General features: G+C 40.2%; 20 protein-coding genes. 17 read left to right on the top strand and 3 right to left on the bottom strand.

The window, feature by feature from the left end:
- The 10 genes from T497_RS18545 to T497_RS0109800 form a co-directional block, all read left to right on the top strand.
- Positions 1–679: AlkZ-related protein (locus T497_RS18545; protein WP_037324825.1), on the top strand; the 679-nt coding region annotated here is incomplete at its 5' end.
- 25 nt (positions 680–704) lie between these two features.
- Positions 705–1859 carry a glycosyltransferase gene (locus T497_RS0109850; RefSeq protein ID WP_028515468.1) on the top strand — a complete coding sequence of 385 codons (1155 nt, stop codon included), beginning with the start codon at positions 705–707 and terminating at the stop codon, positions 1857–1859.
- A gap of 346 nt (positions 1860–2205) precedes the next feature.
- Positions 2206–2766, top strand: coding sequence for a hypothetical protein (locus tag T497_RS0109845; protein WP_028515467.1), 561 nt, complete (start codon positions 2206–2208; stop codon positions 2764–2766).
- An 801-nt stretch (positions 2767–3567) separates the two neighbouring features.
- Complete coding sequence (locus tag T497_RS0109840; RefSeq protein WP_028515466.1) at positions 3568–3837, top strand: hypothetical protein; 270 nt, start codon at positions 3568–3570, stop codon at positions 3835–3837.
- A 175-nt stretch (positions 3838–4012) separates the two neighbouring features.
- On the top strand, positions 4013–4801 hold the full coding sequence (locus T497_RS16495; protein WP_037324823.1) for a hypothetical protein: 789 nt from the start codon (positions 4013–4015) through the stop codon (positions 4799–4801).
- A complete protein-coding gene (locus T497_RS0109825; RefSeq protein ID WP_028515465.1) occupies positions 4798–5151 on the top strand; it encodes a hypothetical protein in 354 nt (117 codons plus the stop codon). The genes T497_RS16495 and T497_RS0109825 overlap by 4 nt, the downstream gene beginning before the upstream one ends.
- 336 nt (positions 5152–5487) lie before the next feature.
- A complete protein-coding gene (locus tag T497_RS0109815; RefSeq protein WP_028515463.1) occupies positions 5488–6246 on the top strand; it encodes a hypothetical protein in 759 nt (252 codons plus the stop codon).
- Positions 6247–6291: 45 nt separating this feature from the next.
- On the top strand, positions 6292–6882 hold the full coding sequence (locus T497_RS0109810) for a DUF3267 domain-containing protein (protein WP_028515462.1): 591 nt from the start codon (positions 6292–6294) through the stop codon (positions 6880–6882).
- A 431-nt stretch (positions 6883–7313) separates the two neighbouring features.
- Positions 7314–7865: an RNA polymerase sigma factor gene (locus T497_RS0109805; RefSeq protein ID WP_028515461.1), complete on the top strand. Its 552-nt coding sequence runs from the start codon at positions 7314–7316 to the stop codon at positions 7863–7865.
- Positions 7866–7880: 15 nt separating this feature from the next.
- Positions 7881–9074: a hypothetical protein gene (locus T497_RS0109800; RefSeq protein ID WP_028515460.1), complete on the top strand. Its 1194-nt coding sequence runs from the start codon at positions 7881–7883 to the stop codon at positions 9072–9074.
- A gap of 298 nt (positions 9075–9372) precedes the next feature.
- On the opposite strand, the gene T497_RS0109795 is transcribed toward T497_RS0109800, so the two are convergent.
- From T497_RS0109795 to T497_RS0109780, 3 genes are all read right to left on the bottom strand, one after another.
- On the bottom strand, positions 9373–10206 hold the full coding sequence (locus T497_RS0109795; protein ID WP_028515459.1) for a hypothetical protein: 834 nt from the start codon (positions 10204–10206) through the stop codon (positions 9373–9375).
- 189 nt (positions 10207–10395) lie between these two features.
- Positions 10396–12978: a dockerin type I repeat-containing protein gene (locus tag T497_RS0109790; protein ID WP_028515458.1), complete on the bottom strand. Its 2583-nt coding sequence runs from the start codon at positions 12976–12978 to the stop codon at positions 10396–10398.
- Positions 12979–13178: 200 nt separating this feature from the next.
- Entirely contained in the window at positions 13179–14348 is a 1170-nt protein-coding gene (locus tag T497_RS0109780) for a glycosyl hydrolase family 18 protein (protein ID WP_028515457.1), read from the bottom strand.
- A gap of 153 nt (positions 14349–14501) precedes the next feature.
- Between T497_RS0109780 and T497_RS16490 the strand changes: the two genes are divergently transcribed.
- The 7 genes from T497_RS16490 to T497_RS0109745 all read left to right on the top strand — a co-directional run bounded on the left by T497_RS16490 (position 14502) and on the right by T497_RS0109745 (position 20026).
- Positions 14502–15272, top strand: coding sequence for a DUF4253 domain-containing protein (locus tag T497_RS16490; RefSeq protein ID WP_028515456.1), 771 nt, complete (start codon positions 14502–14504; stop codon positions 15270–15272).
- 99 nt (positions 15273–15371) lie between these two features.
- A complete protein-coding gene (locus T497_RS0109770; RefSeq protein ID WP_028515455.1) occupies positions 15372–15926 on the top strand; it encodes an RNA 2'-phosphotransferase in 555 nt (184 codons plus the stop codon).
- Positions 15927–15951: 25 nt separating this feature from the next.
- Positions 15952–16260 carry a hypothetical protein gene (locus T497_RS0109765; RefSeq protein WP_028515454.1) on the top strand — a complete coding sequence of 103 codons (309 nt, stop codon included), beginning with the start codon at positions 15952–15954 and terminating at the stop codon, positions 16258–16260.
- Positions 16253–17152: a hypothetical protein gene (locus tag T497_RS0109760; RefSeq protein WP_028515453.1), complete on the top strand. Its 900-nt coding sequence runs from the start codon at positions 16253–16255 to the stop codon at positions 17150–17152. The genes T497_RS0109765 and T497_RS0109760 overlap by 8 nt, the downstream gene beginning before the upstream one ends.
- Before the next feature lie 26 nt (positions 17153–17178).
- Positions 17179–17766 carry a hypothetical protein gene (locus T497_RS0109755; protein ID WP_028515452.1) on the top strand — a complete coding sequence of 196 codons (588 nt, stop codon included), beginning with the start codon at positions 17179–17181 and terminating at the stop codon, positions 17764–17766.
- Positions 17767–17825: 59 nt separating this feature from the next.
- Positions 17826–18635, top strand: a complete 810-nt coding sequence (locus T497_RS0109750) for an ADP-ribosylglycohydrolase family protein (RefSeq protein WP_028515451.1) — start codon at positions 17826–17828, stop codon at positions 18633–18635.
- Between the two features lie 38 nt (positions 18636–18673).
- Positions 18674–20026 carry an MATE family efflux transporter gene (locus T497_RS0109745; RefSeq protein ID WP_028515450.1) on the top strand — a complete coding sequence of 451 codons (1353 nt, stop codon included), beginning with the start codon at positions 18674–18676 and terminating at the stop codon, positions 20024–20026.
- The last annotated feature ends 42 nt before the right edge of the window (positions 20027–20068 follow it).

The following is a 20068-nucleotide window of genomic DNA, read 5'->3' as shown; positions in this document are numbered from 1 at the left end:
TTGGATAAAAGAGGTTGGATTCCTGCCGCTATTCGGCAACGAAGTCAAAGGCTTCTCTGTTGAGGAGCACGTTTCACCTGATTACTGGTGGACTGGTGACAGGGAGCAGGATCCGTGGGAATGGCGTGAGATAATAGCGGCAGGACATGAAGTGGCTTATGGCAAATTTTTTGATAAGAAGGCTGGTTTTATTAGTCTGGAATGGCTGCCGTATTTTGCAAATTACAGGCGTGACGGCTACGACTTCGATTCCGCGTGGGAGGACAGCAAGGTCAATCGCCGTGAGAAGCTTATAATGGATTGCCTTACTGATACTGACAGTGATGGTGATATTATCTGGACAGATAAGCAGATATTGTCAACTGAACTTAAACAGCTAGCAGGCTTCGGAAAAGGCGGAGAAAAGAACTTTCAGGGTATTACTACCGAGCTTATGATGAAAACATATCTTGTTACTGCTGACTTCCACAGACGCAGAAATAAGAAAGGTGCAGAGTACGGTATGCCTGTTTCGGTGCTGCTTCCACCTGAAGCTTTATGGGGATATGATGCAATTACTTCCGCATACAATGAATCTCCTTATGAGTCGTGGAAGCGTATCGTTTACAGGATCAAGCAGTTATATCCTGATGCTGATAAGGCTGAGATAATAAAGCTTATCGGAAAAGAACCTAAGTGAAAACACAATAAGAAAGAGAAAAATTATGAGACTACTTATAGTACCTATGGCAGCTATGGCAGAAACATCAGGACCGTTCTCACGATGTAAGCTACTTGCTGAAAGTGCGGCTGCTGCAGGGATAGATGTTGCAACCTGTATAGCAGAAGATGTCAACTATTCAGAAATAAACGGTATAAAGAACTATTTTCTTGACGTTCCATCGCCCCTTGGAATGCCCGAAATTATTGCTTCAAAGGTATTCCCTGTTGCACAGAAGCTTGGGATAACTTCAAGAAAAACAGTAAAGAGCTTTGATGAAGTTCTCTTTTTTACGGGTAATTCAGTTTACAATTATCTTGTGAAAAGCGTTGCAAGCATTCGTAGAGCTATAAGGCACTTCAAGCCTGATATTGTATATTCAGAGTTCAGTATTCCTGCTATGATAGCAGCTAAGCTTGAAAATAAGAAGTTGTTTACAACAGTCAGCTATCCTACACAGTCTGAATATGCCAATGCTCCGAAGCTTGCAAGGGGCGTGAACAGATATTTGCAGGAGAAAGGTCTGCCGCAGGTAAATTCTGTGCTGGAGCTCTTTGAGTGGGCTGATGAGTGCTTTTGTCCGAGTATATATGAGCTGGAGCCTATTGAAAAAGAAAATGTTACTTTCTATGGTGCGCTGAAAAAGGCAAGTACATCTGAACGGCTCAGAAACAAGATAGTAGTATATATGGGGAACGGAACAGTCTCCGCAGCTATGACTGAGAAGGAGATAGGCAATGCTTTCAGCGGTTCTGAGTATGAAGTGTATATAGCTTCAAAATATCTTGAAGCAAAGAATAAAGGCAATATTCATATAGCTCCGCGTTGGGACTTTAATGAGCTTCTTGACGAGGCAGTTTTATTTATAAACCACGGTGGTCAGAACAGCGTAGTCGACGGTCTCCTTCACGGAGTTCCGCAGATGATAGTTCCAGGTAAGGTCTTTGAACGAAGATACAATGCGGTATCTGTTGCGAAAAACAAAGCAGGTATCATTATTCCTCACAGGCAGTTCAAAGCTGATATCATTCGCAGTAAGGCTGAAAAAGTTATTGCTTCAGAGAATATTCGAAGAAAGGCGTCTGAACTCGGCGAGAAGCTGAGTTCACAAGGCGGTGTTGATATTATAATAAACCATATTTTGAAGTATGATATATAAAGAAATGGCAGCCCCAATTGGGGCTGCCATTTCTTTATATTTGTATTCATATGTTTTCAATAAATTACTTGTCATTTTTTGAATTTTGATCTTTTCCTTCGTTTTTTTGGTATTTATAATGTATTTTTTGTGTTGGATGATCTAGATTCAAAAAGATCTTTTGAGGATCTGGTTTGATAAATGTTGGGGCAATTGTAACATTATTAATATCTATTATTTTATATGTGTTATAATCATATTATGAAGGCGGCTGTAAAAATGTACTATGTAAAGAACACGGACCTTAATAAGGTATAATTTCATTAATATCGTGTTTAATAATCTTTGGAGAAAGAGGCGAAAGTAAATGAATGAGATAGGTAAACTTAAACGAGCAAAGTTGTATATGGACAAGCTTGCGAATGGAATAGACCCGAATTCTGGAAATAGAGTTCATGTAGATGACATAGTCCGTGACAGCCGTGTTATTGGCTGTTTTGAGTATATTTCCCGTGTGTTGGAATGGGAGATAGAAGCGTTTGAACAAAGTGATGAAACTTCGAAAAAACGTCCAAAAATCAAAACATTTATAACAGAGAAGCAATTTTCTGAATTAAAGCTTAACTCTGGTGAGTGCAGAGTAAGTGATATTGCGAAAGAAATAAACAGAGTTATTGAGCCGAACGGCTCAAAGAAAATTCAGGCGTCATGGATAAATGACTGGCTTGAAAGTATAGGTATGATATGTAAAAATGCTGATAGATGCCGTGTTGCGACAGATGTTGGTGAGGATATTGGTATTACTTCTAAGCTCAAAACAAGAGATAATGGAGAAGAATACTATTTAAATCTGTATTCAGTTCAGGCACAATCATTTATTTTTGATAATCTCAGAGCGATTATTGATTATCACTATGCCAATAAGTGAGCTAGTTGTAATTAGCAACATGAAAATGATTATCTACTCATAAGTGCTATGAATGGATTCATATTGCATAGAATATATGAGTTGATAGAATTTATATAATAAATAACGTAAAATCAGGGCGTAGCGCCCTGATTTGTTGATTATTTACTTGCATTTTGGAAGAATTTATGGTATACTATTTTTGCGTTAATATACCTGATGAAGAGTGATGAGAAGGGGCAATGAATTTAATAGCTGTACATCAATTCATACATCAATTTTTGAATTCTACCACGTGTTATTACGTATCGTATAGTGGTGCGAATGCCTTTAAATGGACTAAGTGATATTGTATGGCACTCTATAATATACCGAGAGTATAGCTCATAACCCGAAGGTCGTTGGTTCAAATCCAGCTGCCGCAACCAGACTTTTGGCACTATATTGCAAAATATAGTGCCTTTTATTTTTTGCCTGAATATATGTATTTATAGAACGAAAAGAACTGCTCACAGGGTTGATTTTGCATCATCTTGCGAGTAGTTATATTTTTTGATTATATACCTCAAAAAGCAAAAATACAGCCAGTGTACAGCTACGCCGAAAATTTTTCTCGAAATATCGTGGAATGCCACCCTGTACATATGGTAATATTTTGTGATTTGTTAACCGTGGTTAACAAATCTTGAGCTTTTAATATGATTGTATGATATTTGATTATTGACGTTATATTATTCTTGATGATATAATTAGGATATAAATATAGCTATTGCTGCCAATAACGGATGTCAGATAGTAACTACTACTCATAGTCCGTATGTTTTGGGTACACTGAATAATCTGAAATTTGCAGCGTATCTTGCAAATAATTCTTGTATAAAAGATGAAGTATATAACATCATTCCAGAGGCTATCTGTCTTGATTCGCTTGAGGCTTATTATGTACAGAATGGCGGAATTGAACTTTGTCTTGAGGATATGGACGGAGAGCTGATCGATAACACCTTGATTGACGGAGCATCTCAGCTTATTAATGATGATCTTGACAGCTTGTTCGAACTGTATGGCAGGCTTTTTGAAAGTGAGGAATAAGCCGATGTTGTTTAATGACGTTGAATCCAAAGTTAAACGCAGTATAGTGGCATTAAAGGAAAATGCTGCAAGAATAGAGTTGCGTAATATATTTAATCCTGATATAGAAGAATAATATCATAAATGTTGCAATTATAATCAAAATAAGGTATAATAAGGCTGTGGAGGTGAGAGTGTGAAAGATCTGACATTCCTGAAATGGAGTTATAGCAGTTCTTCTTCTGGCGGAACTTATCTGAAAGCTGAAGATGGTTCGGGAAGCAAGAAAGTTTATTATAAGCTTCCTGATTTCAAACAGGGACGCTTTTCCGGATGTGAAACGGCGATAGAGGTAATTGTAAGCCGTTTAGGACTATTTCTTGGATTTCCTGTTTTAAAATATATGGGAGATATGTCCGAAATCAGCATAGACGGTAAGAAGTATACTACTTTTGTTGCAAGAAGCCATAATTATGTTAAAAGCGGATATACCGCTATTCCTCTCATTACCGACTATCTTACCAACAGGCTTTCAAATACTGAAAGTGCTCTTGATTATTGTCGTAGGATAGGTTTGCAGGAGTATCTTGACTATGTTTTCATCTTCGACTACCTTATTATGAACGTTGACAGACACGGACATAACATCGAACTCTTGTACGATAACGATAATAATATTATTCCCTCACCAATTTTTGATAATGGACGTGCTTTGACCTATGAATACGGCAATAATGTGAAGCTTATGCAGAATTGGGATTACAAGGGAGATATTACCGTCAATAATTTTGTAGGAAGTATTCATCTGGAAAGCAATCTGAAAAATGTCAGCAAAAAATATAAGCTTCCACGTCTTACCGATGAGGTTTATAAGAAGATGTTCTATGGTCTTGGCGACGTCATATCAAAGGAACATCAGCAAATAATAAAAGCTGCAATTGATTACAGATATGAAAAACTGCTGAACGGAGGTATCATACTGTGAGAGAATATACGATAAAAAGCACCAGAAAAGGCAAGGATTATATCTGGGGAACGCTTTATTACAGCGATAAAACATCAAAATTCCGTATAAAGTTTCGCTGTCCGTCCGATGAAATGAGAAAGGACAAGCCGCCTGCAATGATACACAGATTTATGACCAATGGCAGAATGGAGCTTGACTCAGAATTGTCCTCACTTTGGGTAAGCGATCGTATAATTCCCAAGGACAGGCAGAATATAGCGGATATTCTCCGTGAGAACAATCTGTCAACATATCGTGAGATAGATATGCTTGAGCTATGTATGGGTAGATGTACTCTTGATGATATTTATCTTATAAGAGAGAAATAAATTGATAGGGCCAATTGGAATAAGATGTGCTCCCCGTCAAGTAGGCAGAGGAAAAGCAAAAATAATTCTATGTATTATAAAAGGCATCCGGTGATAGTTGTGCAGGATGCCTTTGTATATCTATATAATAAAAAATTCAAGTCCAAGCGCTCAGCATGGCTTTATTCGCCTGTGCAAGAATCGACAATCATAAGGGCGCACAGGATTATTTACAGCGTTTTGCCTGCGCCGGAGGGGATAAAAGCGTTAGAGGCAATGCTTGATTTAGAAAATGACTGACCGCAATAAAGCAACATCCGGTCAGAGCAACCAAATGCATGGAAAGGAATCAGATAAATGTTGAAAAATTTGTTTCAGGATCGTGAGAACTCCGGAAATATCATTGTAAAAGCCCCGAATAAAACACTTTTGGAGTCCATATATCAGTACAATGACAAAATAGATAGATTCGAGAAAAATATAAAAAGAGCAGCGCTGCTATTTGTCATCATTATGGCAGTAATCTGGATTGGCGGAGACATAGCCGGAATGAACTCGAATCTTGTGCTGATGTTTGGTCTGTTGACTATTTTCGGATATCCGTTGATATTGGTGATGGGGGTGATATGGGTAAGCAGACCATCGCTGAAAAGAAAATCTGAGGAAATGTCAATGCTGGCTGGCGGTGAAATGGACGTACCTGATGATGCAATTGAAATTGAAATGTTATTTCCGCAAATTGTTTCAGATGATTTTAATCAAAAAAAGAATCTTCTCTTTGATAACAGCCTGCAACTTGTCTACGCAGACACCGAAGCATTATACTTTGTAGATGTGACTGGAACTGCAAAAATATCTTATTCGCTGATGGAACCGTGGATAGATGCCGAAAACAATGCAAGGATTAAGCATTGGATTCAGAATAAAAAGCCGTCTGCTTATGCGAAGGATGGTGTGAAAAAGAAAGGAAGGCTGATCTCACTGATACCTTTTGTAGGGAGTTTTTTTTCGGATCATTATTTGATTCCATACAAATATACAGTTCTTCATACAAGCAACGATGATTACTTGGTTTGTATTCCTGTATATGAAATGGGGAAGATTCAAAACCTTTGATCTTGATTAAACGTTTAATTAGACATTAGAAATGGAGTATACAAAATGTTTGAATTCATAGGTTTTGTAAAAGAGGATTATAAACATGAACATGAATCACTGCCCTGCAATGCAAGAATAATTCCAGAAGAGGCATCGAATTTAAAGAGAATAACTGCCGGATTAATGGGGATTGCAATAGGATATGGGCTGTTACTGCTCAAGCAATATAAATATAATAACGGAGATTCCATATTGAACAAGCCTTTTATTCTAGCAGGAATAATATTAGGAGTATTGTTATTATTACCACACGAGATACTGCATTTAATTCCTTATCCTAAGAACAGTACGAAAAAAATATTAATAAGGAATTGGGCACCAAGCGCTTACTGTTCAGCGGCTGTCAGTAAAAGGAGATTCATTATATCAAGTCTTTTGCCTATTTTATTAGGAATTGTTCCTCTATTACTATTTATGATAACATCTTCAGTTCATAGTGTAATTAATACCATTCTTTGGACGGCGGGAACAATAGGACTTGTCACACCAGCAAATGACTATATTGATGCCTTCAATTGTTTTATTAAAGCACCATCGAAGAGTATGATTCAATCCGGAAATGATGGATTTTATTATTTCTCTAATGAAAAGTAATGGAGGAGGCTAATTTAGGGAAAATAATGAATATGCTGAAAATACAGATACCGGTTTGAATGCAGGTGATATATCATAAATAGCAAAACAGCTCCCTGTGACTAAACACAGGGAGCTGTTTTGTAAGCGTGCCAGGCATGGCACAGTTCTAGCGGGTGAAAGTCCTGCCACGGGTATTTACCGCCAAGTGTAGTGAACCGCAAGCCGTTGTCAGCAATGACAACGGTGGAGGAAGCGGTGTAGAAAAGTCGACGGGCCTAGTAACCGTGATTTTGTGCGTGGAGCGCACGCTGAAAAAATTTTTTAAAAATGTGTCACAATTTCAATACTTGAATTGTATGTATTAAGTGAAAGCAGATCTGTTTGGAGAATGCCGGTATGAAAAACTATCATGCTGAACAGTCTCAAATTAATATGAAAGGAGTTAAGGAATGAGCGAAAGCGAAGTAAATGACAAGCTTAAGCATTCGCCTGATGATGGCCATCGTGCTTTATTTGATCATTACTACAACTATGTATATGCGATCACATTGCGTATTCTTCGCGGAAATGTATCCATGAGTGATATAGAAGAATGTGTCATCGACACATTTGCAGATATTATGCTGAACTATGATCCTGACAAAAGCGGCTCACTAAAAGCTTATATAGGAACGGTTGCCAAAAGAAATTCCATAAATATGCTAAGAAAATCAAACAGGAAATCCAACAATACCATTTCCATTGACAGCGATGATTTAGGTGAGCTCGTTTCCGGCACGGATGTAGAGCAGATTGCTGAAAATAATAATGTTTCCGAAGCTTTAATTAACGCAATAAAGGCACTCGGCGAACCTGACTCCATAATCATAATACAAAAATACTTCTACGACAGAAAGTCGTCAGAGATAGCAAAGATAGTGGGGCTTTCGTCAACTGCGGTACGTGCAAGAATAAGCCGTGCAATGAAAAAACTAAAAAAGGTCCTCGCAGACTTTTGTTGATAGGAGTGAATAAGTATGAAAGACAAAAGGAGAATAATAAATATGCTAAGGAATCCTGATGAAAAGACTCTGGAAAGACTGTCTTCAGAATATCCTCAGGCAGAACAAAGCCAGAAGGATAAAATGTACGAAAAAGTCAAAGAACGAATGAACAGTAATGACAATGTATTCACCGATGAAGTAAGCGGCGTTGAAAGATACACACGCCGTAATCTGTGGAAGAAAATCCCTGCAGCTGTGATGAGTATAGCTCTTGTAGGCGGAGCTATCAGTGGCAGCGCAATTATGCTTAAAAATAACAGAAGTACAATGCCGTCATCTGAAGTATCTGAAGAAACATCTACTGAAATAACCGAAGAAACAACTACCATAAATGACAATGAAACTACGGCGAATAGTGTAATCGATGAAACCAATGCTGAACAGAGTATTGATCAGTCTGACGTAACCAAGGAGCTGATATTCTCAATATGTGAAAACGGCAATACAAAAAATTTCGACAAAATATCATATTCTTATGAAAGCCGATCTGACTATGATACCGGTTATCATGATGAAATAAACGCCGAAGTTTATGTCGATAATATTCAGGATACAGCAATAAAAAAAATAAATGGCGGATATTATCGTGGCGATGGCAGTGTAGTGTACAATAGTAATTATATCGAATATTTCCATCATAATGATGCGGCTGGGATTAGCGAGCCTGATACCAATGAATTAGGCAACAAAAAAGAATTCTATACCTTCCAAAATGAAGAACTGAGCTTTAAAATCACAGATTTTAAAGTTGATGGAAAGAATCTCCTTGAAAATCTTGATAACTGGGATATTACAGGCTTTGAAGAGTATCTTGGAAGAAAATGTGCAGTTATAAACGGAACAACAGATATTAAGATCCCATATGAAAGTATTTCTGATGAAGAAGAAAACTTTGATATATGCACGTGTGAATTTACAATTTTGATCGATTATGAAACAGGTATATGGATGAAGAGTGACATTAAAGAAAAAAATTATGGTTCCGCGCATTATACATTCACAATTACCGATATAGCTTTAGAAGATGATGCAAAACCACTACCTATGTCAAAGGAAGAATTCAAACAAGCTGCACTTAATGACTGTGTTAAACGTGTATGTTTCGAAAACGAAGAGGACTATATTATCGAACCAGTCGATGAATCTGATCTTGCTTTTCTTAATTAAATCATAGCTTAGCACTCAATTATTTGCACATTGCAAGCTCAGACCTACGTTTTGTTTGGAAGCGGTGTTGAAGTGATATCATATAAATGCATCTGTAAGTATACTTAAGGATCATACGTCTGGTATTTCTGGTGAAAATGATACACTTCAATGCTGAAATTATAATTGAATATAAGAACTAAGGCAGCGTTTGGCTGCCTTTTAGTTTTATATGTTGCTTTATGTATATAAAGTACCTCGTCAGCTGCCACGTTTTAAAAGAAGACAATGTTTAACGTTTTTTCTGCCGATTTGTCTTTTATTCATTATAGAACGTAAAAGGAACTCCGCCGGAAGCATTTTCCTGTGAATCATACCAGTAAGCTTTATTATCAGAAGCCATGAAATCTATCTCACCGCTGCCGTCCGTATACTCTATCGTGTTGCTCATGTTCGAGCCGTCACCTGCATAGCTGACAGATTCCTTTGTACAATTATTGTATGTCACTGTAACTGCCTCGGTAGTTGCTGTAACATTACCGCTCATCGTCCATACAGAAGAATCAGCAACGTTGCCGCTCCATTTGATAACTATCGAAGCCTGATCAGTACCGATGCAGGAAACATACATCATAGCTCTGCCGTTAGAATAATTGCCGATGTAATTCATCAATGGATTCTGCTTGCCATCCGGCTGGATCCTGTTATCCGGATAGCAGAACTGATAGCCTGAATAGTAAGTTACAGTATCAGGTCCGTTTTCTGTGGTCACAGGCTCAACAGCCACTACCCAGCATTTAAAGCCTTCAAGACTTGTTCCTTCTGTAACGCTGACGATTTTTGCACCCGATCCTGCCAGTTGTTTTACGTTGCTGATAGCTGTTTCACGATCCACGCCGATGTTTCCGGAACTGTCGGAGGCGGCAGTGCTTCCTTCGACATTGCTGTTATCAGCAATGTCCTTTGAAGCTTCTTCTGTTGTTTTAGTTGTTGCTACCGTTGTTGTCTTGGATTCAGCAGTGGTTGTCACTGCTTCGGCAACGGTTGTTGTAACTGTTGGTTTACTGTTAGGAGCAGGACCGTCGTTGCTTTTTCCACAGCTTGTAAGTGTAGCTGTGATCATGAGTGCTGTGATAATGTTCATTCTTTTCATTTTTTATTTCCTCTTTCTTTCAGTTTAATACTGTAATTAGCTTATTCTATATATCGCTTCTTGTATAGAAAATGCTTCGACCGTTATGAGAAGAAAGCTTCTCTCGAATGGCCAGGCGTAGGCACGGTAAATATTTTCAGATAATAACCGCAGACGAACCATTTTTTCGTCTGCGGTTCTGTTTTTATATCAGTAAGTCAGATCGTACCTTGATACGCCTGTTTCGAGAGTCTTTATAGACCAGACGTCAGGACCTGCGGAAGTGTAGCTGGAAAGCTTGAGGTACTCCTGTATCTCCTCGCAGTCTATCCAGCCCAGAACATCTCCTGAAGTGAATATCTCGAGAAAAGCAGGCTTTCCGTCGCTGTCGCTGCCGATAAGGTACAGTGTGGACTGTCCCGCGTCAAACATCTGACCTATCCTTTTACCAGGTTGATCATTAAGATGCTTGTCCAGCTCTCGGGAAAGCTTTCTTGCTCTGCCTACAAGCTGGTCGGGCAGATTCTTTCCGTCGGCATTTTCGCTCGTCATCATGGCTGTCAGTCTTTCGTACCAGTTCTCGTCGTAGCCTAAACTGAATAACTCGTCATATGTATTCTTATCTGTTCCTCTTTTGGAACTGCCATAGGACATACTGTATGCGACTCCATTCTCATCATATAAAGTCATGCTTTGCTGCGTTCCCCAAGCAAAATTCTGATAAACAACAAGCAGCATGGGCTTGGGCTCCGCAACAAGTCCGTAGGAGCCCCCCTCACCATTTACGACCTGCTTCTTCATGCTGAGCAGATCGAATATGTCAAGAACTCCGTCTCCGTTCATATCCGCATTCTCAGGCTTTCTGAGCTTGCCGCTGCCCAGGATCCATTTCTGAAGGACTACCACATCGGAAATTCCGAAGACGCCGTCATAATTGCAGTCTCCGAGGATAAGGGAATCGCACTCCTTCCTGCTGATGATGCTCGGGATAAGATCGTTATCGAACCTGACAGATACTTTTGAGTCCTTGGGCTCATACTCGCTCTTTCCGCCACTGTAGCCGAAATCCGCAGTCAAGGTGCCTGGCCTGTCTCCCATATAAAGTATTACTCTTGCATAGGGAGCGCCGAGGATATCAACCAGCTGCGCATTCTCAAGATGGTAATCGAAGCTCTTTTCCAGCTCGGGTATGCCATCCTGTGAAAGATCAATGCTGAAAGCATTGCTGACTGAGCAAAATACCAGATATTCATCATGGGTGGAAATATTGCCGTTCTTTTTTATGTATTCCCTTGTCTCTGCGATAGTATCCGGCACCCAGCTGAAGAGATCATTCTCGGTTATAACGCCGTCCTTGTCTATACTGAAGCTTAGATTGCATTTTCCTCCAAAGTCGCTTCCGATATTACCGCGGTAGTCATCGAAGTACACGTTCAGCCTTGAAGACGGCTTAGGCTTGAATACATTAACGCTGTAGCGTATCTCCTTATTGGCGTATTCCAGCTCTTTTTCCGTAATACCAAGCTGTTTAAGCTCAGAAAGGTATTTTTCATATGCCTCCGAGGAAGTGTCCTCGGGCTCAGGGAAGGTAAAGACCTTTGAGTAAACCTGACATTCGTACGGATTGTACTCTTCCTCGTCCAGCAGATCCATATATATCCTCTTTGAAAGTCCCTTGCCGTATCTGTCAGATCTACGTATACAGCATACATAGCCGTCTGCAACATATGACGCGCCGTGCTCATTTTCAAACTTCACGGTCTGAGTATAATCCGTAGGCACCCATTCTGGAAGATCACTGTTGTTCTTGACGATCTTGAAGTTCACATTCTGAGCCTCGTCCTCTTCAATAGTAAAGTTATTGCTTATCACTTTATTTACCGTATTATCAAAGCGGACATGACAGAAATCAACATCGCACTCGCCCCAGGAAACAGGCTCGTACATCTTTACTGTCATTACGGGAGCTCCGTCAGGAGCATTGCTCATATCAGCCAGCTTTTCACTGATAGTATAGCTTATGACCTCCCTCACCTGAGCATCGCCATTCTGCTCCATTTTCAGTTCCTCTCCTGCCGAGCTCAATACATCGCCGCAATAGATCAGATAATTGTTGAAGACGCAGACATTTCCATGTTCCTTTATGAAGTCATCATACTCTTCAACGCTGTCGGGCATGAATTCAAAGATATCCCGCTGTTTTTGGTTGAAAATAGAGAGCTGATAACCGAATTTATAGGTATTCGAGGAAGTGACCACAGGAGTTTCTCCGTCATACCAACCCTCCTCCAGCGTCACATCTATATAGGATAGAACAGGTCTGTATACCTCGACTCTGAAGTAATTGTCCAGCTCCTCTGTATCCTCGGATATCCCTGCTGCCTTCAGTCTTTTATAATATTCCTCATATGCCTCCGTGTCGCTCTTGTCGGGAGCGTCATCGGGACTGAAGTTTATTTCTCCTGAAAAGGCATATTGTACATTTACGGATGACCTGTCGGACAATGTACAATCCATGGCATAATAAGCATTAGGCGCCTTTGAACGCTGCTGTATAACGCAGACATACTCGCCCTGCACATAGGTGGCACCGTGCTTGTTGATGAACTCAAATGCATCCAGATAGTTCTTCGGTACCCAATCAGGAGCATTGCCGGCAGCAAGCTTTTCGGGAAACGACACACTGACATCAGGACTCACACCGACCGCAGTCGTCGTCACTGCAGAGGCTCCTGCAGAAAGCATTACCGCCGCCGAAGCTGCAATTGATAATAAACGTTTAAAAATACTCATATCTAACCTCCTTGCGTGTATTTTTCTTTACACATATTATAACGTCTGAAAATTGACGATGTGCGGCTGAAATTGTAAATATTCTGTTAATTATGCTGCAAGATGGAAAACTTCCGCTCCCCGCAGAAAAACAGGAGCAGCCCCACGCCGCAGCAAAAGCTGTTCAGTGAAAATAAACCCGTTGAACATATACTTCCCTTTCATAGTATTTCCTTTGTAATTGGTTGACCTGCTATAAGACGTTTTCTCATTGCGCATATATCAAATACATCTATTCTGTCGTCCTCGCAGAGATCTCCAGCTTTCCAGTTCTCCAGTTCAACATCGGAAACAGCAAGTAGCCACTTCTGCATAAGTACAAGGTCTGAGACGTTGAAGCTGCCGTCAGCGTTTACATCACCTGCAATGAAAGTTTCACCTCTGAGGGTATCACTGATGACCTTCAAAAGCGACTTTTCGCCCTTTGCGTCCTGTGTAAGCTCCCATATCATGATACCGCCGTAATTCTTAGCAAGTTCAGCTTTCTTAGCTATCGTAGCAGCTCCGTTGTATGCGATATCGTTGTAGTTGTTGGCATTATAATACTTGCTGCCTTTGCTCACTATATCCGCAAATGACATATATGAGTTCCAGTCAAGCTCACCGTCAGATGTATAGCCTCTGCCGTAAAACGGTACACCGAGAACCAGCTTCTCTTTAGGAATTTTCTTTTTTGCTGAGAAGTAATCGAGGCACTTGCCAGAGTATTCATACGATGCATGGGAGTATCTATCCTCGTCATTGTCGTAAGCCATAACATTTACAAAGTCGAACAGTGCAAAAGTTTCGGGAGTGACTTTTTCAGCTACCCACTGAGCTGTAGCTGTGGACATCTCCATATTTCTTTCGTCACAGAGAGCACGTAGCTCCATACACCAGTCTCCGTAGAAATTCCATATTTGATGATCAGAACCCAGCTCGATATCAAGATCGATACCGTCAAAGTCGTAGCTTTCACAGTAATTCATAATATTCGCATTGAAAGCAGTTCTTTCTTCGTGGGTGTCAAGGTGTTGAAGATAACCGTCACAGCCATCGCCGCCGCCCAGTGCAGCAAATACTTTCACATCATTGCTGTGTGCATCAGAGATAATGCTTTTTAATTTGCTTTCGGGAATATTACAGTGCAGCTTGCCATTTTCATCGGGATTGCAGAAGGCGATGTTGATATGTGTCAGCTCACTGAGGTCCAGCTCACTGAACGGACGATAGTTCCAATCGGGAAGGTAACCGACTATCCTATGCTTTGCTTCACTTTCTGCTGCCGATGAATATGTGGGAATCAAAAGAAATGCTGCGGCAGTTACGGCGATTACCCTGTGTGTCTTCATACAGAACCTCCTTTTTGGCATATTTGGCCATGGGGACTTCTCCTTATGTTTAGATAATTTTATTTTATCATATTTAAGTATATATGGCAATATCCAATATCTTGAAAAAACCAGGATTATGTGATATAATTGTAAAAAACAAGGAGTACGGATATGGGACTATTTTCAAAGCTTTTAGGGAACAAAGAGCAGCCACAGGTGCAGCCGAATGATAATGCAAAACAGATAGCGGAACTAATTGGCTGTGAATGTAAAAATATAAGCGGCTTTCTGAACAGCGATAGCATAATGAAGCTATATAAAGATGAATCAGAAAAGGGGCAAAGAGAAGGATATATACCGATAATACTTGTGCTTAATGGTCATCTTCTTGAGATGATACAGTGCAATTACAAGGACAATGGCGGAGCCGAGATTTACAGGAGCAAGATGCTTAGCGCCGATATATCTCATGGAGAGTCCTTCTTAAAACAGCGCTTTGATGAGAATATGGAAATGTTTGATGAAGACTTTGGTGATGATGATATATATGGCGAATACACCGACGGCGTAACGCCTGCTTTAAACTTTCTGAGCACTGATAATAATGAAAAGCTTATTCTTGCCAGGATCCCTGCGAATAAGCCATGGGAAGTCTTCGCGTGGATACCTTTCGGTGGTTGGAATGAATGCCCTGATACCGAAGACATGATGGCAGTTTGCAAGTACTGGCATGAGAAATATAAAGCTGTGCCTGCTGTTATTTCAAGCGATGAACTACAGATGTTTCTTTCTGCTCCGATAAAAAGTATAGATGAAGCCTTGAAAGCAGCTGAAGAACATTACGCTTTCTGCAATGATACTGTGGATCAGGGAGCAGGTACGCTAAAAGCACTTGCCAGTACACTTAAGGATTCAAACGTCTGGTATTTCTGGTGGGACTGATACATTTCAAAGTTGCAATTATAACTGAATATAAGAACTAAGGCAGCCCGTAATGGGCTGCTGTTCATTCATAGGATATAATAAGTAATGAGGTGAAAAATGAACGAATTGTCGAAATATCTGTGTTTGCTCCTTCGCCATCAGCCTGCGAAAGCGGAGCTTGATATGGATGAGCACGGCTGGGTATCAGTAGAACAGCTCATAAACGGCGTTAACGGCCACAGCAATTATAATCTGGATCGTGAACTGCTTGAACAGATAGTAGCCGAGGACAACAAGGGGCGCTACAGATATGATGAAAAACACGAAAAGATCAAGTGCTGTCAGGGACACTCGGTTCCCTGGGTTGAGCCCGAGCTTGAATACTGCGAACCACCTGATTTTCTGTACCACGGAACGACTACAAAGGCTCTTGAAGCCATTGTAGAAAGCGGAGCTATAAAGAAGATGCAGCGACATGCTGTACATATGCAGGCTGATATAAGCAAAGCATGGCAGTCGGCTGAGCGCTGGCATAAGACTCCTGTTGTGCTAAAAATAGCAGCATCGGAGATGTACAGGGACGGATACAGGTTCGGAGTTACCGAGAACGAGGTCTGGTGTACCGAGGAAGTGCCTGTGAAGTATATTTGTGACAGGGTTTATACCAAATAATAGTTTACGTTTAGGGGGAGAAAACATGAAAAACAAAAAACAAGGCAATAACTGGACAGCTTACTATGATAATGATACGAAACGATACTTTGCGGAAATAATGTACACCAGCCGTGAGGGGCGTGAGCAGTATGATTATGAGATTACTCAGGATATTTACGCCCGTCTCGGTACATTCAGCGATGATGTCCACAACGAGAGACTTATCAAAACAGGCAAGAGTGTATACTCTTTTGAGAACACGATGTATGGCACTCTCGGCCCCGAGAGAACGGTCTGGGATGAAGAAGCTAATGAAACCATGAATAAGTGTGTGAAGAAAAACAATGACTAATAAAGCTTATTTTCATCTTCCTGGTCTGTTTGAGTTCTATGACCTGTACAGTGCGTTCCTGCCGCTGTATCGTAAGCACCGGGAATATTTTTACGACTGGTGTGAAATAGCATCTGTCTATGGTGCTCCGGCAGACTGTATCTGGGGCGGCGGACGTGCCGGATTCGGAGAATGTGAAGCTGAAGATGTACTTGCACTTATGAATGAATACAATATTTCTTCAAGGCTCACTTTCAGCAATTCGCTTTTAAAACCTGAACATCTCACCGACAGGAAATGCAATGCCATGTGTGAGCTTTTCGCCAGAAGCAAAGGTGTACAGAATGGTGTGATAATCTACTCAGATCTTCTGCTTGAACATATTAAAAATAATTATCCCGATCTTTATTTCGTTTCCTCGACTACAAAGGTTCAGACTGATTTCGATCAGTTTATAAAGGAAACGGAGCGAAGTGATTTTAAATATGTTATTCCTGATTTCAGGCTGAATAAGCTGTACGATAAACTTGATACACTCTCGCAGGCCCAGAAGGAAAAAGTCGAGTTTCTGTGCAATGAATGCTGCTCGTTTTACTGTAAAGACAGAAAAGCGTGCTACGAAAATGTAAGCATGAAAAATCTGGGAGAGAACTGTCCCGAGCATATCTGTATCGCACCAGATGCCAGTGACGGATATCGTTTTTCAAAGGCAATGAAAAATCCCGGATTTATCAGTATAGATGATATCATCAACACCTATCTGCCCTTCGGTTTTTCTAATTTCAAAATAGAAGGAAGAGGACTCGGAAGTGCTGTCAATCTCGAATTTCTGCTTTATTATCTCACAAAGCCGGAATATCAACTTACTGTCCGTGAAGAGATCTATCTCGACAGTATGCTGGATCTTTTCTGAATATTTGACATGATATAGGAGGAAAAATGAAAAACAAACTGTTACCTTTTCTTTTACTGCTGTTCTGCTCAGTCAATGCAGTAAGTGGATGCAGTGGTGATAAAACATCGAAAAATGATGTTTCTGCAAGCGACAGTATCCATGTACAGCAAAATACTACCGACACTAATAAAGTCGAAAACGAAAAATCTGATATCACAAATATAAGTATTTGTGGAAATACGCTTGTTTTCCCTTTTAAATTTGGCGAGCTTGGCAACGATTTTAAGCTTGAAAACGGTGTTTATTATCCTGATGACGATTATACGCTCTATGATATGTATAACAGTAAAAACTACATTTGTACTATAGCTATCGAAGGAGATAAAGCTGATAATAATTCAGAGAAGAAAGTAGTTTTAGTTGATGCCAAATCGCCCGAAAATGATTATATCAAGATCAATGGTTTAGATTACAAAACGTCAATTGAAGACTTTGCATCAAGCTTTGGCGAAACGAGCATCCAAACGGAATCTTACCTTGAATATAAAAAAGACAATATTATTTTAGGTCTTTTATTTGACAATACTAAAAATGAATTATCAAATATCATGTTAATCGAAGAAAGAAAATAAGGATTAAGTCAAATTATATGGTCGATATAAAATGCAAAAATAATGAAAGTGGGTGAAGTATGTTTGGTGCGTTCTATGGTGATGTTATCGGCTCGGAATACGAAAATGCATGCACTAAGGATTATGACTTTCCTTTTAAACGTGAAAGCCATTTTACTGATGACAGTGTTATGACTGCAGCTGTGTGCAGGGCTATACTCAATAACGGTGAAAATATCGGCAGGTTCGGGATACGTAAAAGAGCTTTTGAGTATGCGGCTCAGTACAAGCAGTATTATTCCCGTTATCCCCACGCCGGATACGGGAGCATGTTTGTGCGTTGGGCAAAGGAGAAAAGCCTCAGAAGGCAGCACAGCTATGCTAACGGAGGTGCAATGAGAGCAGTTCCTATTGGTTACGCTTATGATGATATAGAACAGGTCATGCTGCAAGCTAAAGCAAGCTGCTATTATACTCACGCTCACCGTGAGGGGATCAGAGGTGCACAGGCTGTAGCCTGTGCAGTATTTCTTGCCCGTCATGGTGAATCGAAGGAACTTATCCGCAAATTCATCGCTGAAAAATTCCGCTACGATCTAAATTATACTGTTGAGCAGATACGTTCTGAGTATAGCTTTGACAGCAGCTGCGAATACTCAGTGCCGCCATCAATTGTTTGTTTCCTCGATTCCACTGACTACGAAAGCGCTGTGAGAAATGCCGTATCCCTCGGAGGCGACGCTGATACTATGGCTTGTATTGCAGGAGGTATTGCCGAAGCTTATTATAAGAATATTCCTGAAGGAATAAGACGTTTCTGCGACAGCCGTATTGACATCTCTCTCAAGGAAACTGCTCGTGAATTTAATCTCAAATATAAAAATACCTGATATGATTTTTAAGCTATATAAAAGGACAGTTTAAGATAATGGAAAACAAAGAAGACAGAAGAATATATACACTTAGTCAGGAAGTCCCTGCCAAAGCAGTTATTAAAATGAGCATACCGCTGATATTCGGTATGTTTATTATGGTGCTATACAATCTTGTAGATACATACTTTATCGGGCTCACTGGCAATGATTATCAGCTGGCAGCTGTTAATCTTGCATATCCTGTTATGATGGTTACTGTTGCCATATCTAATATTATAGGTACAGGAGCTTCATCATACATAGCCCGATGTCTCGGTGCAAATGAAAAGGATAAGGCGGCACATACACTGACCGTTGCCTTTACCCTCACATTTATAAATAGTATTATAGTAATGGGGCTCGGGCTCGGGTCCCTTCCTGCTTTAGTCCGTCTTCTCGGAGCCAAGGACAATACTTTTATATTTACAAAGCAATATGTTCAGGTAATACTGACAGGAATCTTTTTCACTATGGGAAGCTATACAACAGGCGCTTTGCTGAGAAGTGAAGGCTCCGTACGCTATTCCATGACAGGAATGATAGTTGGAACAATTATGAATATCATTCTTGATCCTTTGTTTATTTTTACGCTGAATATGCAGATACGAGGAGCTGCTGTTGCAACTATCCTCAGTAATGCAGCAGGTTTCGGAGTATCAGTTTTGTATTATGTGCGCAGAAAAACTCTGCTTCGTCCATCAGTTAATATGCTATTGCCGACCAAAGAGATACTTTCTGAGATATACTGGGTAGGTATCCCAGCGTCATTAGAGACACTTCTTACCTCAGCTGCATATACGGTAAATAATAACCTTGCAGTTAATTACAGCGAATTGACGGTGACCGCTATGGGTATAGCCCAGAAGGTATTGTCTTTGGGTAATTATGTCTATCAGGGCTTTGCATCAGGAACACAGCCTATTATGGGCTATAATTACGGCGCAGGTAATACAGACAGAATGCGTAAGGTACTGAAAGCTGGAGTTTTAACAGTAACAGGTACAGAGACCGTTCTAATGCTGCTTTATTGTATATTTGCTCCGCAGCTGATAGATATTTTCACTGATTCGGCGGAAGTTATCAATATCGGTTCCCATGTTTTACGCCGTTTGATGTTTATCCTGCCGTTTGTAGGGACAGTATCTATGTGCCGTATGTCATTCCAGGCAATGGGTAAACCCCAGTATGCATTTGGTATAACGCTTATACGTCAGCTTATACTGTATATCCCGCTACTTTTGTTACTGAATCATTGCTTTGGCTTTAATGGTATGCTGTGGGCACAGCCGATAACAGAGGCGGTTATGATGGCAGTATCACTTTCATTGCTTTTACAGGTTATAAGACGTAATACAGTTAAGTTATAAAAGCTGATTATACCATACTTCTTGACATGATATGATAGTATT

Origin of the sequence: Ruminococcus flavefaciens MA2007, assembly GCF_000621845.1 — a bacterium.
GTDB lineage: Bacteria > Bacillota > Clostridia > Oscillospirales > Ruminococcaceae > Ruminococcus > Ruminococcus flavefaciens_E.
This window is presented reverse-complemented; position numbering and strand designations above follow the sequence as displayed.

Coding starts and splice junctions, on each gene's coding strand:
- T497_RS0109850 (WP_028515468.1), top strand. CDS start 705: ATGAGACTACTTATAGTACCTATGGCAGCTATGGCAGAAACATCAGGA.
- T497_RS0109845 (WP_028515467.1), top strand. CDS start 2,206: ATGAATGAGATAGGTAAACTTAAACGAGCAAAGTTGTATATGGACAAG.
- T497_RS0109815 (WP_028515463.1), top strand. CDS start 5,488: ATGTTGAAAAATTTGTTTCAGGATCGTGAGAACTCCGGAAATATCATT.
- T497_RS0109810 (WP_028515462.1), top strand. CDS start 6,292: ATGTTTGAATTCATAGGTTTTGTAAAAGAGGATTATAAACATGAACAT.
- T497_RS0109805 (WP_028515461.1), top strand. CDS start 7,314: ATGAGCGAAAGCGAAGTAAATGACAAGCTTAAGCATTCGCCTGATGAT.
- T497_RS0109800 (WP_028515460.1), top strand. CDS start 7,881: ATGAAAGACAAAAGGAGAATAATAAATATGCTAAGGAATCCTGATGAA.
- T497_RS0109795 (WP_028515459.1), bottom strand. CDS start 10,206: ATGAAAAGAATGAACATTATCACAGCACTCATGATCACAGCTACACTT.
- T497_RS0109790 (WP_028515458.1), bottom strand. CDS start 12,978: ATGAGTATTTTTAAACGTTTATTATCAATTGCAGCTTCGGCGGCGGTA.
- T497_RS0109780 (WP_028515457.1), bottom strand. CDS start 14,348: ATGAAGACACACAGGGTAATCGCCGTAACTGCCGCAGCATTTCTTTTG.
- T497_RS16490 (WP_028515456.1), top strand. CDS start 14,502: ATGGGACTATTTTCAAAGCTTTTAGGGAACAAAGAGCAGCCACAGGTG.
- T497_RS0109770 (WP_028515455.1), top strand. CDS start 15,372: ATGAACGAATTGTCGAAATATCTGTGTTTGCTCCTTCGCCATCAGCCT.
- T497_RS0109765 (WP_028515454.1), top strand. CDS start 15,952: ATGAAAAACAAAAAACAAGGCAATAACTGGACAGCTTACTATGATAAT.
- T497_RS0109760 (WP_028515453.1), top strand. CDS start 16,253: ATGACTAATAAAGCTTATTTTCATCTTCCTGGTCTGTTTGAGTTCTAT.
- T497_RS0109755 (WP_028515452.1), top strand. CDS start 17,179: ATGAAAAACAAACTGTTACCTTTTCTTTTACTGCTGTTCTGCTCAGTC.
- T497_RS0109750 (WP_028515451.1), top strand. CDS start 17,826: ATGTTTGGTGCGTTCTATGGTGATGTTATCGGCTCGGAATACGAAAAT.
- T497_RS0109745 (WP_028515450.1), top strand. CDS start 18,674: ATGGAAAACAAAGAAGACAGAAGAATATATACACTTAGTCAGGAAGTC.